This is a genomic window from Oryzibacillus soli (genome assembly GCF_051594765.1).
GTDB lineage: Bacteria > Bacillota > Bacilli > Paenibacillales > NBRC-103111 > Paenibacillus_AR.
On sequence record NZ_JBPPGJ010000030.1, the window covers coordinates 20268 to 37856 of the forward strand.

The 17589-nt window shown below is 57.5% G+C and carries 9 protein-coding genes; all 9 read left to right on the forward strand.

What is annotated here, in order from left to right:
- Positions 1 to 60 precede the first annotated feature (60 nt).
- The 9 genes from ACSEXW_RS26715 to ACSEXW_RS26755 all read left to right on the forward strand — a co-directional run bounded on the left by ACSEXW_RS26715 (position 61) and on the right by ACSEXW_RS26755 (position 17388).
- Positions 61 to 1692: a response regulator transcription factor gene (locus tag ACSEXW_RS26715; protein WP_438449244.1), complete on the forward strand. Its 1632-nt coding sequence runs from the start codon at positions 61 to 63 to the stop codon at positions 1690 to 1692.
- A complete protein-coding gene (locus ACSEXW_RS26720) occupies positions 1692 to 3413 on the forward strand; it encodes a sensor histidine kinase (protein WP_438449245.1) in 1722 nt (573 codons plus the stop codon). The genes ACSEXW_RS26715 and ACSEXW_RS26720 overlap by 1 nt, the downstream gene beginning before the upstream one ends.
- 223 nt (positions 3414 to 3636) lie before the next feature.
- Positions 3637 to 4545 (forward strand): ABC transporter permease, encoded by a 909-nt coding sequence (locus ACSEXW_RS26725; RefSeq protein ID WP_438449246.1) that lies wholly within the window; start codon positions 3637 to 3639, stop codon positions 4543 to 4545.
- Positions 4546 to 4582: 37 nt separating this feature from the next.
- Positions 4583 to 5470, forward strand: a complete 888-nt coding sequence (locus ACSEXW_RS26730) for a carbohydrate ABC transporter permease (protein WP_438449247.1) — start codon at positions 4583 to 4585, stop codon at positions 5468 to 5470.
- A 69-nt stretch (positions 5471 to 5539) separates the two neighbouring features.
- Positions 5540 to 7216 (forward strand): extracellular solute-binding protein, encoded by a 1677-nt coding sequence (locus ACSEXW_RS26735; RefSeq protein ID WP_438449248.1) that lies wholly within the window; start codon positions 5540 to 5542, stop codon positions 7214 to 7216.
- A gap of 99 nt (positions 7217 to 7315) precedes the next feature.
- Positions 7316 to 7978, forward strand: coding sequence for a histidine phosphatase family protein (locus tag ACSEXW_RS26740; protein WP_438449249.1), 663 nt, complete (start codon positions 7316 to 7318; stop codon positions 7976 to 7978).
- Positions 7979 to 7991: 13 nt separating this feature from the next.
- Positions 7992 to 9221 carry an amylo-alpha-1,6-glucosidase gene (locus ACSEXW_RS26745; RefSeq protein ID WP_438449250.1) on the forward strand — a complete coding sequence of 410 codons (1230 nt, stop codon included), beginning with the start codon at positions 7992 to 7994 and terminating at the stop codon, positions 9219 to 9221.
- Positions 9209 to 11746, forward strand: a complete 2538-nt coding sequence (locus ACSEXW_RS26750; protein WP_438449251.1) for a family 78 glycoside hydrolase catalytic domain — start codon at positions 9209 to 9211, stop codon at positions 11744 to 11746. Before ACSEXW_RS26745 ends, ACSEXW_RS26750 begins: the two co-directional genes overlap by 13 nt.
- Positions 11747 to 11877: 131 nt before the next feature.
- Positions 11878 to 17388: an InlB B-repeat-containing protein gene (locus ACSEXW_RS26755; RefSeq protein WP_438449252.1), complete on the forward strand. Its 5511-nt coding sequence runs from the start codon at positions 11878 to 11880 to the stop codon at positions 17386 to 17388.
- Positions 17389 to 17589: the final 201 nt, after the last annotated feature.

A 17589-nucleotide genomic window follows, 5' to 3' on the forward strand; every position in this document is an offset into this window, starting at 1 on the left:
CCTTGTTATCTCTATGATAAAATTCTTCTATATCCGATCCCAAGAAAAGGTATGGAGCCTATGGTCAAACTGCTTATCGTGGAAGACAACGATTTCGAAAGAAACGCGCTGCTGAATTATATCAATTGGGATATTCTCGGAATTCGGCAGGTGGAAGCGGCCTTCAACGGCTTGGACGGCCTCCAGAAGGCGAGAGAGCTCCAGCCCGACATCGTCATCAGCGACGTGAAGATGCCCGGATTAAGCGGCATGGAGATGGCCAAGGGCATTGCGGGGTTCTGCCCCCAAGCCAAGTTCATCTTCTCCAGCGGCCACGAAGAGGTCGGTCTGCTCCAGGAAGCCATGGAGGTCCGGGCGTACAGCTACCTGGTCAAGCCTCTGAAGCAGGAGGAGCTGATCGCCGTCATCAAGCGGATCACGTCGATCCTGGTGGATGAGAAGCTGGCGAACCACGAGACCGCACGCATGATCGAGCAGTTCAAGCAGCACCTGCCGTACCTCCAATCCCGGTTCTTAGAAGAGCTGATCGTGTCGGACGCCGGGTCTCGGGATGACCGTTCCTTGGTGGTTCAAGCCAACGATCTGAAGCTCCGCATGATCGGGATGTATAAGCTGGCCTGGATCGAATTCGACTTCGGGCCGGATTCGGACCTGTTCCACCAGTCGAATGTGATCCAAGTGATGCTGTACAAGCTCGAGAACCGTTTCGCGAACCAGCAGGTCGTGTTCATTAAGAAGTCCAGCAGGGGGATCCTGGCCCTGCTTCATACCTTGATACAAGGACAGGGAGAAGGGGCCGGGATCATAACCGGGATTCAGCAGGAGCTGGAGGCCATATCCCGGGAAAACCCCTGCAGCTATTTCATCAGCGTCAGCGAGCTCTTCGCCAATCTGAACGAGCTCCACCTGGCATTCCGGCAGACCAGCAGGGCGGCCGCCAGGAAGATCCGGATGGGGTACGGACAGATCGCCTATTACACGCAGGACCCGGAACCGCAATCGTCCTCGTGGGATTCCGAGCCCAAGGACACCCCGGTCTCCCTCGCTTCTATCATCGACAGGGTCTGCGAGGGGGATTACGGGGACGAGGACTTGAGCCGGCTGGTGCAATGGATCCTGGCGGATCCCGACCCTGCGATGGAGAGCATACAGAGCCGGTTCATCCTTCTGTTCTCCACCCTGTCCATGCAGCTTGCCAACCGGGGAGAACGGCTGGATAAGATCGCTGAAGAAGAAGGAAAGATCTACCAGACGGTCATCAAATCCAAGACCATCCCGGACCTGATCCAATACACCGGCAAGAACTTGAAGTCCGTGTCCTCCTACATGGCGAGGAAGAAGCTGAACAAGGACGATTACGTCATCAAGGAAATCCTGCATATTCTCAACCATGAATACCGCAAGCCCATCACCTTGTCTTATCTGTCGGAGAGGGTCTACTTGAGCCCCAACTATCTGCGCATTCTCTTCAAGGAGAAGATGAAGATCAGCATCCAGGAATATCTGACGAATCTGCGCATGTGCAAGGCCAAGGAGCTTCTCAAAGAGACGCGGCATAAAGTCCACGAAATCGGGGAGATGGTCGGGTATGAGAACAGCACCTACTTCAATATTGTGTTCAAGAATTACATCCAAATGACGCCCGGAGAGTACCGGAACAAGTATGCCTCCATCGAACCGGGAGAAGCCTGATGACGCGGCCCAAGAGCAGAGACTTCAAGTTCTTCCACATCATCCTGGTGTTCATGATCCTGACCACCCTCCTATACGCCGTGACCATCAGCTCGATCCTGTACGGCCGGCTTAACCTGACGCTGAACCGCCAGAATAAGGAGTTCATGCAATATGCCACGTCCCAGGCCCTGAACGGCATCGAGAACATGATGAAGAACTGCGAGGTGACCGCCAGGAGCCTCTATTCCGACGGAACCATCTCGAGCCTGTTCCTCGGCAAGTATTCGGGCAACGTCGATTACACGCTTTTTAACCAATTCATGAGCATCAACAGCATGTTCGAGAACTATACGGCAACGAACAACGATATCAAGAGCATCTCCATCTATAAGCTGGACCCTGAACTCATCACGGACGGGAAGAATATCCGGAGCATCGAGAGCTTCAAGAGGCAGGATCTGATGCAAAAAGCGCTGGACGCCCGCGGGAAGGACGTCTGGGTGACGACCGAGGAGGAAGGCGGGGAAACCCGCATCCTCTTGTTGAAGTACATCAACATCAACCTCCCGGGCGGCGTGCTGGCCATCGAGCTGAACCAGGAGAGGCTCAACAGCTTGTACCGGACGGGAGAGAACGGCAACTATCTGTTCTATCTCTGGAGTGAAGGGAGAATCGCCTTCAGCTCCCAACCCAACGTGCGGATCGGCGAGGATACGATGGACTACATCGAGAGGAATGCATATACCGGACAAGGATTTTCCAAGCTGAAGAAGGATAGCCAGTCTTATTACTCCTATTTCAGCAAGGTGAACCAAGCCCTGACGGTGGTCATCCTCTATAACGCCTACGAGCTGGAGAGGGAAAAACGGGCCATGTCCAAGTATGTCATCCTGTGCACATGCTTTTTTGTATTGGCGGGGGTGATGCTGGCGGTTCTGTTCTCGAAGAGCTTCGCCCTTCAAATGGAAAAATTGATGAAAAAAATCCGGGGCATCGAAAAGGGCCGCATGCGGATGGTTCCGGTCCGAACCCGCATCCGCGAAATCTCCGCCCTGGATGAAACTTTATGCAATATGGCCCTGACGATTGACGATCTGAGTGTGGATATCGCCAGGACGGAACGCCAGAAGGTGGAGAGTGAGATCAAGTACCTTCAGATGCAGATGAATCCGCACTTCCTCTACAATTCGCTCTCCGCGGTGAAGTGGATCGCGTACCACAAGAAGGAAGGGCAGATTGTCCGGATCGTCGATCTCTTAAGCGACTTCTATAAGATCGTGCTGAGCCAGGGCAAGGACATCATCCCCATCCCCTCCGAGATCCAGCTCATCGAATATTATGTCGCCCTGCAGAATCTCAGCCACAGCGACCAGATCCAGCTGACCGTCCGGATGGATCCGGAGTGCGCGGACCTGCGGATCGGCAAGATGACCCTGCAGCCCTTCGTGGAGAACAGCATCATCCATGGGAAGATCCACGGGAAGCTTCTGCGCATCCAGGTGGAGATCCGCAGAAGGGGAGATGGGGTGGCCGTTGTCATTACGGATGACGGGATGGGGGTTAAGGAGGAATTCATCCGCTATATGGAGGCTCTGAACCGGGGGGAGACCTCGGATTACAAGGTGGGGTACGGGGTCACGAACACGTTCATGCGCTTGAAGCTGTTCGACCGCAACGCCCGGATGCAGGTGTCTCGGGGCAACCCGGGAACCCGTGTCGAATTCACTTATAGCGTCTAGCTTCTTTGGACCCGCAGGATCCCGGTGTTTGGCACCAGGATCCTGTTTTTTGTGTGCGGGGCTATGAAATCTATCGATAATGTTGGGATGTATCGATTTCGGTTGTCCCAAGTGATGCGGTTCGTGATACGGTTCGACAGATCCTTCAATTGAACCGGATCCCCGGTTTGTTCATAATTGGAGATGTAAGGCGCCCTTACGATGCGAATGGGGGAGGAATCCGTTGAGTGTCCTGACCAAGATCAGACGACAGAAAGTACATTTACTTCTGCTGGTCCCTTTTTTCCTGTATGTAATCGTGCTGAAATACGTGCCGATGTACGGCTCCCTGCTGGCCTTCCGGGAATTCTCCTTCCGGACGCCCTTCGGCGGGAAATGGATCGGACTGGACTACTTCCAAGCCTTCTTCCAAAGTCCCGATTTCTCTCTGGTCATGCGCAATACGCTGGTGATCAGCTCGTTGAATCTGATCGCCTCCACCGTAGCGGCCATCGTGTTCGCTATCCTGATCTGCGAGGTCCGGAACGGCGTGTACAAGAAGGTGATCCAGACCGTATCCTATCTGCCCCACTTCATCTCCTGGGTGGTGGTGGCGGGAATGGCCATGACGATCTTCTCCATCGACGAGCTGGCTCCCGTCAATTCCGTCCTGCTCCATCTCCATCTGATCGATCAGCCGATCAATTTCCTGGGGGAGGCGGATCACTTCTGGCCGTTCGTGACAGGGCTTAACGTATGGAAGAACGTTGGGTGGAACTCCATCATCTACATCGCCGCCATTGCCTCCATCGACAAGCAGATGTACGAATCCGCCATGATGGACGGCGCCGGCAAGCTCAGGCAGATCACAAGCATCACGCTGCCGGCCATCCTGCCTACCATCATCCTGCTCTTCACCTTCGGTGTCGGCTATATCCTGAATGCCGGCCTGGACCAGCAGCTGTTCCTTCAGAACCCCATGAACATGAAGCACTCCGAGGTATTGGACACCTATGTGCTGAAGTACGGCCTGCAGCAGGCTGCGTACTCTTACGGGGCGGCGGTGGGGCTATTCAAGAGCGTCGTCGGAATTCTCCTGATCCTGCTCTGCAATTACGCCTGCAGGAGATTCCTGAAGATGGGCATATTCTAGACAACAAGGTTTAAGAAGCCGCAGTGGGGGAAGGTCGATGAAGAAATCAGCGGGTGAACGGGTATTTGATGGCATTAATTATGTGTTTCTGCTGGTCCTCGGTTTTGTAACAGCGTTCCCGTTCTGGAACATCTTCGTGAATTCCTTCAATGACGGAAGGGACGCCATGAGGGGCAGCATCTACTTCTGGCCCAGGAAATTCTCCGTGGAAGCGTACCGGGCCATCTTCAACGAAAGCAGCTTAATGCACGCGACCAACGTCAGCATCGCCCGGACTGTGCTGGGGACGCTGCTCGGCTTGCTGTGCACGGCCATTCTAGCTTATCTGTTATCCAACCGGGAGCTGGTGTTCCGCCGGGGGATCCTGTTCTTCTTCGTCTTCACCATGTACTTCTCAGGCGGATTGATTCCGGACTTTATGCTTCTGAAGAAGCTGCACTTGTACAACAGCTTCTTGGTGTACATCGTGCCGACAGCGATCAGCGTCTGGAACGTGATGGTCATGCGCCAGTTCTTCGAGGAGCTCCCGCCGTCCTTGGCCGAATCCGCCAGAATCGACGGAGCCTCGGAGCTGCGAACATTGCGAAGCATCATCCTTCCGATGTCGACGCCCGTCCTGGCCACCATCGCCCTCATGATCGGCGTCCAGCAGTGGACCACCTGGTTCGATACGTACATGTATACCTCCGGGTCCAAGGAGCTGGCCACGCTCCAGGGGGTTCTGGTCAAGATTCTGATGGAAACCCAGATTCAGTCGATGGACCCGCAGCAGGCGTCCCGACTGGAGCAATCCGGCACCATCCTGACTCCCGAGGTTATCAAGATGGCGACGATCACCATTACGACCGTTCCGATCATGATGGTATATCCGTTCTTGCAAAAGTATTTCGTCGGCGGCCTGACGGTAGGCGCCGTCAAAGGATGACCGGGTTAGGCTTGGCGGAGCGTCCAAGCAGAAGGTTTTGCATAAAAAACAAAGGATGGGACGGATCGTATGAACCGGTATGTTAGAACCCAAAGTTTACTTGCAGTTGCCGTAGCAGGGGTCGCCCTGCTCAGCGGCTGCGGCAGTGAATCCACAAGCTCCAGCCCGGCTCCGTCGGCCTCTGCGGGCACCCCGACCGCTGCGGCGAAGGAAGCGCCGGTTACGCTGTCCATCGTGAATTCCGCCGGCGGCACCCCTAACTTCCCCACCGGGGACCCGTTCTGGGAAACCAACCCCGTCGCCAAGGAGCTTGAAGCCAAGCTGAACATCAAGCTGAAGTGGGATGTCTATTCGGGAGTAGGCAAGGACAAGCTGAACGTGGTTCTCGCCAGCGGGGACTATCCTGATATTATCATGCTGTCGGATCCCGCCCGGGTCATCGCGGATAAGATCGCCATTCCGTTGAACGACCTGATCGACAAGTACGGCCCGGATCTGAAGAAGAAGTACGGCTCGGCCCTGAATATGCTGAAGCAGAGCGACGGGAAGATCTACCATCTGACGAGCGGATATTTGCCGGAGGGGGCGACTCCCCCCGGGTACGGGTACAGCCTGCAGGTGCGGACCGATATCTACGAGGCGCTGGGATCCCCGAAGCTGGAAACGTCCGATGACGTGTACAACTATCTGAAGAGCGTCAAGGAGAAGTATCCCAAGACGGCGGACGGCCAAACGATGTATCCGCTCAGCGGCTTCAACCGCAACTGGGGCTCGCCCTATTACGGGATGATCGCCATGGCGGGTTCGCCGGCGGATTCCAAGCTGTATGTCGGAGCGGACGATACGCTGAAGTATTGGCCCAAGGCCCCTTGGGCCCAGGATGTGCTGAAGTTCTACAACAAGCTGTACCGGGAAGGCCTGATCGATCCGGAAGCGTTCACACAGGACTATGCGACCTGGCAGAAGTCGAAGCTGGGCACGGCCCGGGTGGCCGCCCATATCGGCGGGTGGAACCAGACCTACGACATCCTGAAAACCTACACCGACGCCAAGCTGCCCAATGCGGAGAAGATGTACTTCCAGAACTTCGTCTTCAAGTTCCCGGGCGGCGATAAGCCCGCCATCTACTCCGTCAGCAAGAAGGGCACCGGGGCGTTGATCATTACCGACAAGTGCAAGAACCCGGAAGCGGCCATGAAGCTGCTGAACTACCTGACCACGGAGGAAGGCAACTTCCTGGCCATGAACGGGCCCAAGGGCATTCAGTGGGATATGGTCAACGGGAAGCCGACGCTGCTCCAAGCCTATCTGGACCGCTGGCTGGCCGGGGAGAAGCAGGTGAATATCGAGAAGGAAACCGGAATGGGCCATTACTCCCGGCTCGTAGGCTCGGATCTGGGCAAGACCAGCTGGGGCACGTATTGGATCCTGAAGGATGATCCGATCGCCACGAACAACACCCGGACGCAGCAGCGGGACAAAGCGTTAGGCCCGTACTGGTACGACTCCACCACCTTGGGGGATCTGATGCTCGGGGCGGATACGGAGACTCTGTCGAAGCAGCAGGCCGTTGACAAGAGGCTGTACGATAACGCCTTCTCCGTGATTCTGTCCAAGTCGGAGGCGGAGTTCGCTTCGGAATTCACGAAGTTCGTGAAGGATCTCGATGCGGCGGGCGCTCCCCAAGTGGAGGAATACATGACCAAGATGCATAAGCAGTACATCAAGCAGCTGACAGGCAAGTAAACGGCTATGGCAGGGACGAAGGCAATGGGTGGAGGCAGGTGACTTCATTCATTGCCTTTGTTATGAGGCGGAACAGAAGAACTAAAGGAGCGCATCGATATGAAAATAACCTTCATCCGGCATGGACAGATGGCCGGAGATCCCTTCGTATGCCCGGAGCGACCAGTCCGGGGGTGCCTGTCGGAGGCCTACGGAGTTCTGCAGGCGAAGGCTACAGCGGAGGCCTTGAAGCACAAGATCTATACCCATGCCTTCTCCTCCCCCTACGGGAGGGCGCTGCAAACGGCGGAGATCGTCCTGGCCGGCAGGGACACGGATCTCCGGGTTCTGCCGTTCCTCTACGAGTGGATGCCGAACCGGGAGCTGGAGAAGCTGCCCAGCACCGTCCATGAGGAGATGGAGCGGCAGGCTGGGGATGCGTATGCGGAGGAGACCTGGAAGACCGAGCTGGGCGAGGGCTACTACGACATGTGCGCCCGGATCATCCCCCCCTTCCTGAAGGAGCTGGGCGGGCTAGGGGTGCACGGCCGTATGGGAGGCTTCGTCCTAGAGGAACGGGCCCGGGAGCTGTCCCTGGCCGTATTCGCACACGGAGGCACGCTCGGCGTGCTGTTGGGCTTCCTCCTGGGAGTGAGGCCCTTCCCGGTATCCAGCTTCTCCTTCGAACTGACCGGCGTCGCGGAATTGGATTTCACGGAGCGGAAGGGCATTGCGTACCCCAGGCTGATCATCCCGGCCCTTCACTCCATACAACCGAATTAAAGGAGGACTCACGATGAATCTAGTGGAGGACGCATACCTTCGGGCGATTGAAGTGGTGGAGCGGTGCATGCACGAGCTGGGGGCCAAAGCCTCCGCGCTGTCGGAAGGATATAATCAGGTCTATGCCAGGGACAGCATGATTACCTTGATGGGGGCCTCCCTGGTTGACCGGGAGAGCATTCGGGAATGCTACCGGATCACGCTGGACACCCTCGGACAGTACCAGTCGAAGCTGGGCCTCGTTCCGTTACTGGTGGATGTGGACCGGCCGAAGCTGGAACCGAACCAAGGGGCCGTCGACAGCAACCCCTGGTATGTGATCGGGCAGAGCCTCTATTACAGGCGGTACCGGGATCTGGAATATCTCCGTCAGAAAATAGACTCCATCAAGAAGGCCATGCTGTGGCTCGAGTACCAGGACAGCAACCAGTGCGGGCTGCTGGAGGTCCAAGAGGCCGCGGATTGGGCGGATCTGTACGCCAACCGGGGCAACATCCTTTATGACAACGTCTTATATTATAAGGCCCTATTGGAATATGCCGAGATGCTGGAGCTGTGCGGGGAGAGCGGGGAGGAGAGCCGTTCTCGGGCGGAGGAGGTCAAGGAGAAGCTGAACCTGCTGCTCTGGCCCGGTGAGGCGGAGGAGAAGACCCGGCGGGTTGCCGAGCAAGGGTACTCCCCGGAATGGGCCAAGATCATCCGGATGAGCAGCGAGCTGCTGTGGTTCGGTAAGTATTATCTGCCGTACGCTTCATTCCGGGACTTCGGCACCCATTGTGACGCCTTGGGGAACAGTCTGGCTATCCTGTACGGCCTTGCCGACGAGTCGCAGACCCAGTCCATCCTGGACCACTTCCTTCAGACGGGGATGAACAAGCCGTATCCCATCATGGCCAATTACCCGCCCATCCATCCTGGGGATAAGGATTGGCGCGAATATTACCGGAACGCGCATCTGAATCTGCCTTACCAATACCATAACGGGGGAATCTGGCCTTTTGTCGGGGGATTCTATGTGGCGGCCTTGGTGAAGGCGGGAAGGATGGAGCTGGCCCGGGAGGAGCTGGAAGGGCTGGCGCGGGCCAACCGGATCGGGAAGCGGCAGGACTGGGAATTCAACGAATGGCTGAACGGGAGAAGCGGGATGCCCTCGGGTATGGGATACCAGGCCTGGTCCGCAGGCATGTACATCCTAGCTTATAAGAGTGTGACGGAGAGGGATACGCTGCCATGGATCCTCTAATGACGCGGGAAGGGACCGGGGTGCCGGCAAGGCTGCGCTGCGAATATTGCACGAACCCGTTGGGGGTCGACCAACCGGACCCGAGGCTGAGCTGGGAGATGGAGGGGACTGAGGACGGGTATGTCCAATCCGCTTACCGGATTCTTGTAACCCTGGGACCGGACACGGTGTGGGACAGCGGGAAGGTGGCTTCCAGCCGGCAGAATGCCGTGCCCTACAGCGGAGCCAAGCTTCAGTCCAAGAGCCGGTACGTATGGAAGGTGAAGACGTGGGATCGGCACGATGGCGAATCGCCTTGGAGCGAAGGGGCTTTCTTCGAAACCGGCCTGTTCCGCGCCGAAGATTGGGGCTGCCGGTGGTTCAACTGCGAGTACCCCAACAGCCCAACCGCCGTCTACTACGAGCGAAGGGAATTCTTCGTCAGAGGCGATGTCCCCCTCGCAGCGGCCAGGGTCTATATCGGGGCGACCGGCAGCAAGTCCAACGCCTACGTGCTCCGGGTCAACGGCGCCCAAGCGGGCGATGACCGGATTAGCCCCGGGCAAACCCACTTCAAGCGCGGACTATACCGGACGTACGATGTGACCGGCAGCCTGCGCCCCGGAAGTAACGCCGTGGGGATTCTCCATACCCGCAAGGTGATCTTCCGCCTCGAGCTCCGGTATGAGGACGGGTCAACCGACGCCATCGTCAGCGATGCTTCCTGGAAGCGGCTCAAGAAAGGTCCCTACCTCGCCTTGCGTTATCCCGGCGGCAGCATCTCCGAAGGCAAGGGGGAAACCTATGACGCCCGGTTGGAGCCGGAGGGCTGGGATCTGTCGGGTTATGACGATTCTTCATGGGGCCGGCCCATCACAGACCAAGGCCCCCTGATGCTGACGGGCCAGCTCCAGCCGATCCGGTGCATCGAGGGACGAAGTCCGGTATCCATCACCCGTCCCTTGCCGAATACCTATGTGGTGGACTTCGGCCAAAATCTGTTCGGAGCCGTGAGGCTGACCGTTACGGGGCAGGCGGGGACCCGCATCACCCTCCGGTATGCCGAGATCCTCGGTCCCGAAGGAAGGATCGATCCCGGCACGACGGAAGCCGGCTGGCTGGCGGAGCCGCAGCCCCAGTACGACGAATACATTCTGCGCGGCCGGGAGGAAGAGGTCTACGAGCCCCGGTTCTCCTTCCACGGGTTCCGCTATGCGGAGGTAACCGGGTATCCGGGAGAGCTGGACGCCGGCCGGATTACGGCCCAGGTCATCCATAACGACATTCTGAACGGCTCCGCCTTCGCCTGCTCCCATGCGCTCTTGAACCGGCTGCAGCATGCGGCGGTATGGTCCTTCCGGACGAATCTGGTCTCGGTTCCCATGGACTGCCCCTCCCGGGAGCGGCAGGGCTGGCTGGGGGATGCCCACTGTCATTCGGAGGCGGATCTTCTCAACTTCGATATGGGGGCCTTCTATGACAAGTGGTTCGACGACATCTCCGACAGCCAGCTGGAGAACGGCATGGTTCCGCTGATCTGTCCCAGTGAAGGTCACGAGTATTCCCTGGATATGCCGTGGGCAGCCGCCGTGGTCCTGATTCCATGGGATTATTATATGGCTTACGGCGACAAGGCCTTTCTCCGGAAGCACTACCCTCTCATGAAGCGCTGCCTCGGTTCATTCGAGCCCCACCTGGACCGGAATGATCTGCTTCAGAACAGCTTGCTGTTCGGCGACTGGTTCGGAAGCGCCAAGGACATCTCTCCGGTCTTCCTGGCGACGGCCTATTATTACCGCTGCCTCGTCTTAATGGGCCGGATGGGGGAGGTATTGGGATATCCCGATGATACGGCCCTCTATTCCCGGCTTGCCTTCAAGGTGCAAGCGGGGATCAACGCGGCATACCTGAAGGAAGGGCAATATTACGACACCAACTCCCAGACGGCCAATGCCCTTGCGCTGTACCTAGGTTTCGTACCGGAAGGGTGCATACCCGCCGTGCTCAACAGCTTGGTAGAGGATATTCTTGCCCGGGAGACGCTGACGGTAGGCTGTCTCGGTGCGGAGGCCATCCTGGCCGCTCTGGCGGAGAACGGCAGGAATGACATCGCTTACTACCTGGCTGCGAATACGAACCCCGGGTGCTGGGGGTACTGGATCCGGGAATACGGAGCGACGACCGCCTTGGAAAGCTTCCACGACAACCGGTCCTCCAACAACCATGCGTTCTTGATCGGAGGGCTCAGCGCCTGGTTCTATAAGCACTTGGCCGGCATCTCCCCCTTGTCGCCGGGATATGAGAGGATCCGGATCCGGCCCTATATCCCGGAGGACATGAACAGCGCTTACGCGCGGATCCATACCGTTAGGGGAACGGTCCAATCCAGCTGGCACAGAATCGGTTCGAAGCTGGTCCTGCAGGTCACCATCCCGCCGAATGCCGCTGCAGAGGTCCATTTGCCTTCCGGGGGGAAGGAGAGGCAACCCGTTCTCTATACCGTGGGCTCCGGTCAACACGAATTTGCCGTGGAGGTGACCCCGTAGAAGAAAACTGAAGGCGATGGAGGGGGAGGAGGTGATTCCATTCATAGCTTGAACGGGCAAGGAACCGTCAACCGTCGGACTGGCTGGGAAGCTTAGGAATTAGAACAACCTTAACAGGAGGGACGTTCGTAATGGGGAAGCTTGAGCTTGCGAGAAGGACATGGACGTTATGGCTGGCGACGATGGTGTTCGCCTGCGCTTTTTTACTGACTGACGGCACTCGTGCATTCGCATTGAAGGAACGTGCGCCTGTCGCACCCGATCCCGCCGGATCGTATGCAAGCGTCATCGATTCCCGCTGGATGGAACTCTGTTTGGTGGACCAACCTTATTCCGACACCCAAGTCACCAACACCGACTACTACATCATCACAAGCACGGATGATCCCGACTTCTCCGGCGGGGTCACCCCGATCTTGGTCCATTACCGGTATTTCCCCGAGCAGGCGCCTTACAATTCGTCCTTCTCAGGCGATATCGGGAAGATTCAAGTGTTCTACCGTGCCTATCTGAAGCTTCCTTCCTCGGTGCAGTTCAAGGAGGGACATACGTATTCCCTGGCCGTGAACCCTGCGGTCGCGAATGTCGGACCGTTCTCGTTCTCATTCGATCTCAGTCAGCCCAATCTTGTCATTCACTCCAATCAGGTCGGGTACTTGCCGGAAGCGGCGAAGGTGGCGTACCTCTCTCATTGGACGGGACAGGGCAGCGTGGATTTCAGCGGCTATAAGCATTTCTACGTGGTCGAGGAGGAGACGGGACAATCCGTATTTACGGGGGACATCCAGCTGCATCTGGCGAACGACCGATGGACGAAGAGTGATATCTACGCCATGGACTTCAGCGCGATGAGGTCGGAGGGGCGGTATCACCTCTATATCCCGGGGATCGGCGTATCCTATCCCTTCCGGATCAGCAGTCTGATCTACCGGGATGAGATCGGGTATACCATTACGCGCGCCATGTTCATGCAGCGGGACGGCAACCACGGGCTCCAGAACCCCGCCTATACCCACTGGAACCGGCCGCCCGCGCATCTGGATGACGGCATCGACCAAGCCCGTTACCTGGATAACGGCAAAAATCTGGAAGCGGCAAGGGTGAATCTCACCGGAGGTCATATGGATGCGGGGGACCGGGGGAAGTATCCCTACAATTCCGCTTATGTCGGCCTTGACATGCTGCTTGGAGCCAAGTACTTCCCGGAGCAGGTGGAGGCGCTGGGGGAATCGCTCGATATCCCCGAATCGAACAATGGCATCCCCGACTACCTGGATGAGATGGTCTACGAGCTGGATTGGCTGCATAAGGCGATCATGAACACCTCCACGGACGGGACCTTGGCCAACTACCTCCGGCCGCAGTCCAACGACCCTGAAACCGGTACGTACGAAACCGGCCAGCCTCTGGAGGGGGCGAAGAACCGGATGTTCTACAACCGGACCCAAGGGCCGAATAAGGCGGAGACCCTGTTCGCAGCGGGGGTCATGGCTGAGGCGTATAACTCGCCGATCATGAAGAAGTATTATTCGGCGGCGAAGCTTCAAGGATATCTGGATGCTGCCTTGCGGGCCTACAACGGCTTCAAGCTCCACTATCAAGATCCCAAATACCTGAAGGAGAATACGTACTACGATGCGAGCAAGGTCGGGACTCCCCATACCTGGTCCAACGAAATGCTTCTGGCTGCCAGCGCGCTTATGGTCGCCACAGGGAACGTCCATGAATATATGCCGTGGATCCAAAGCGAGATGGCCACAGACTTAACCAAGTACAACTCCATCAAGCGGTATAATTGGGTCTTGGATCCGGCCTGGACGGGGGTTTTCGTTTCCCTGTACGAGAATCCGTATCTCTCCGACACGATCCGGCAGTGGGCCTACGGAGGGATTCTCAATTATGCCGAATCGGAAATGAACCACGAAACCCCGTTCGGGGCTTCGGCGCAGGATGAGGGATATCCGAATCTGATCGGCTGGAGATTCACCAGTTCCACCCTCATGCCGATTGTGGTCGGCTACGGTGTAACGAAGAATCCTCTCTATCTGGAGCGGCTTCAGAAGACCTGGGATTACACGCTGGGCAGCAATGCCGTCAGCCGGTCCTTCATTACGGGATTGGGAGACCCGCAGCGGGAGCCCCGGTGGTTCGTCCATGAGATCAACCAATATCAATGGATTCAGCATGCCCAAGGCAAGGGCGGTTGGGTGGAGCCGCCACCCGGGCTGCCGAACTCCGATATCCAGAGCGCCCCTTATCCTTATTGGTTCGACGACACCGAGAATACGGCGGCTAAATCCAAGGTGTTCCCCAGCTACAATGACCATGCGGTTATGTACCGGTATGCGGACTCTTGGAATACCCAGAACGAATTCTCTATGAACATCCTGTCGGCCAACGCCGTCTCCATGCTTCCCTTGATCCCGGTGAAGACGTATCAGCTCACGGTAGCTTCTGCTGACGGTGAGGTGCTTCCGGCAGGCGGTACCTATAGCCAGGGCACGCCGCTTACTCTGACGGCGAAAGGCAAGGTAGGCTTCAAGTTCGACCACTGGAGCGGAGATGCAACGGGTACGGCAAGCTCCATCCCGATCACGATGGATACGAACAAATCCATTCAAGCCCATTACGTTCCCGCTAACGTCTATACGCTCACCGTTGCAGCACAGAACGGCAGCGTCCAGCAGGCCCACTCGGACGGGGCTTATACGGAAGGGGACGTGGTGTCCTTGACTGCAGTCCCGGCGTACGGGTATAAGTTTGCCGGCTGGAGCGGGGATGCGACCGGCTCGGATCCTATCCTGCAGGTACAGATGACGGGCAATAAGCACATAACGGCCCAGTTCGTTCCGCTCTCCCGCTATACCTTGTCGGTCGCTGCTCAGAACGGCTCCGTCAAGGTCAATCCGGTGAAGGCGGAGTACCTCGAAGGAGAAGAAGTGATCCTGACCGCTAACAAATATTATGGGTTCCGCTTCATCGGGTGGAGCGGGGACTATACTGAAACTGCCAATCCCGCTCTGTTGAGGATGAACGGGAACAAGACGATCACTGCCGGCTTCGCGGCCATCCCCACCTATCCGCTGACGGCACAAGCCACGGAAGGCGGCAGCGTGACCCTTACTCCGGACCATCCCGGTGATGTGAACCAAGGCTTGTACGAGGAGGGCAGCATGGTGACGCTGACAGCGGTCCCCCAGCCCGGATTCTTGTTCACCGGTTGGAGCGGCGACGTTCCGAGCAATGCCAATCCCCTTCGGTACAAGGTCGACGGAAGCAAGACCTTCACGGCCCAGTTCAAGCCGACCTACGGGCTGATCAGCGTCGATGTGTCGCCTGGTGCGGTTCCGGGGCACACGGAGACGCAGGATGGTGTCTATACCCTGACCAGCAGCGGAACCAAGTTCGGCGTCGCGCCGGACAGCTTCCGGTATCACTTGCGCGCGGGATTGAAGGGCGAGGCGGTCTTCACGGCGAAGCTGGATTCCTTCACCGGAGGCAATCCGACCGATGCCGTAGCGGGTCTCCAGATCCGAACGAACCTGGCGGAGGATTCCACTTATGCCGCGATCATGGTGAAGAATGGCAAGCTGGTGGTACAGACCCGCAAAGGCGGAATCTATTACGATGCATATCCCCAGACGCCGATTCCCGCCTCCGTGCCGATATGGCTTCAGATCAAGCGGGATGCCAACAACCGGGACATCACCTTGTCGTGGTCGGAGGATGGAACGACGTGGAACAGCTATAACAGCAGTGTGTTCTGGGGATGGAACGATCCCAAACTGGAGCTGACCGTCGGACTCTTCACTTCCGCGGGTCCAGGGGGATCTCCTGCAACCGCCCAATTCAGCCAGGTGCAATGGCCGGGGATGCAGACCTTAACCGTTCTTCCCGGCAGTGGGGGGAGCATCACTCCCGAGTCGGGACTCTACACGGCCGGCTCGGCGGTGAAGGTCAAGGCCGTACCGGCAGCGGGGTATGCCTTCGCAGGCTGGGGGCTGGGACTACAAGGCAAAGCCAACCCCAACTATATCACGATGAACGGGGATCAGACGGTATCCGCTCAGTTCAGTCTCATGCCGGACATCTGCATCTTGACCGTTGAGCCGAACATTACCGGCGGCCATCTGGTGCTGGATCCTCCCGGGGGACGGTATGCCCCCAATACCGTGGTCCGGGTCACCGCCGTGCCCGATCCCGGCTACAGCCTGGCGTATTGGGACGGGGATCTGATCGGCTCATCGGGTACGATGGAACTGCTCATGGACGGCCACAAGACGATATCGGCGAAATTCGTGTCGTATCAGAGCAAGGACTTGTTGACGACTTATGCCGGGAGTACCGTGGAGGACCCGAACGCAGTCACGATGACCGCTTCCGGTAGCATCCTGTGGGGGGAGAGTGACAGCTACCGGTACACGTATCAGGACAGCCTGAACGGGGATGCTGTGATCATCGCCAAGGTGACCGAATTCAACGGAACAGCCGGGAATGCCAGGGCCGGCATCATGGTGCGGCAGGGCACCTCCGAGAAGAATGATTATCAGGGCATCTTCGTCACCGCAGACCGCAAGATCCGCAGCCAGTTCCGGAATACAAAATGGACGGTCGCCGAGTATACGGGAACCGAATCCATCACCCTGCCCGTATGGCTGAAGGTGGAGAAGACCGGAACACGATTGACCAGCTATTCCTCCCCGGACGGCGTAACTTGGACCCAGCACGGGTCTCAGACGCTTGCGGCCTTGGCGGATCCTTATACGGCAGGATTGGCCGTAACCGCAGGCCAGGACGGGAAGTTCGTAACCGCCCGGTTCGGCAGCATCCAGTGGCCGGCGCCTTCCACTTATCATTCACTCATGGTGGATACGTCCCATGGAACCGTGACGGGTGTGCCTTCCGGCTCCCGCTTCCCGGCTGGCACTTCGGTGACGCTGTCAGCGGTACCCGAGCCGGGCTACGTCTTCCAAGGGTGGAGCGGGGATCTGAGCGGATCCGCGAATCCCGCAGCTCTTATCATGGATACCCCGAAGCAGATAACGGCCACCTTCGTTCCGGAGAATGTTCCACCTATCGCCTTCAGCACCACGGTGGTCGGCACCGTATACGGAGGGGCCGCTACCCAAGTGGGGTCTGCCATCAAGATAACAGGGTCCGGCTCCAATGTCTGGGGGCAATCCGACGGTTTCCAGTATGCGTACCGGGATCAGCTGAGCGGAAATGTTACCCTTATCGCCCGAATCCATGGGATCACGATGTCCGGCGCTTCCGCCAACTCCAATACGAAGGCGGGGATTATGATCCGCCAGAACACGGACGCCAACAGCGTCCAACAAGGTATATTCATTGATGGTACGGCCAAGATCAAGAGCATCTACCGGGATTCCACCAACGGGTGGTCCGGGAGAAACTATGACGGCACGGTTGTGGAGACCCTGCCGATCTGGCTGAAGGTGGAGAAGATCGGAAATACCGTCAAAACCTATTCTTCTCCGGACGGGGTTACTTGGACGGAGCGAAGCTCCCGGACACTCACGTGGACCGGACCGTTCACGGCAGGACTAGTAGTCTCCGCCGGATCGGATGGCAAGTTTGCTGAAGTCACCTTCACCCAAGTAAGCTGGACGGCGGGACCCTGAACCCGTAAGAGAAGCAGTTGAAGAGAGCAGACGCAGCGGCGTCTGCTTTTTTGTATAAGAAAGGGGCTGTCCCAAAAGTCATGAAAAACATGGCTTAGGGATGGCCCCTTCTATTTTTGCTTTTTTTGTAAAACAAAAAGAAACCTGTCCTAGGTAAAATGGATGTGTCGAGCAACCATTTATTCCAAAAGGAGAGGTTTC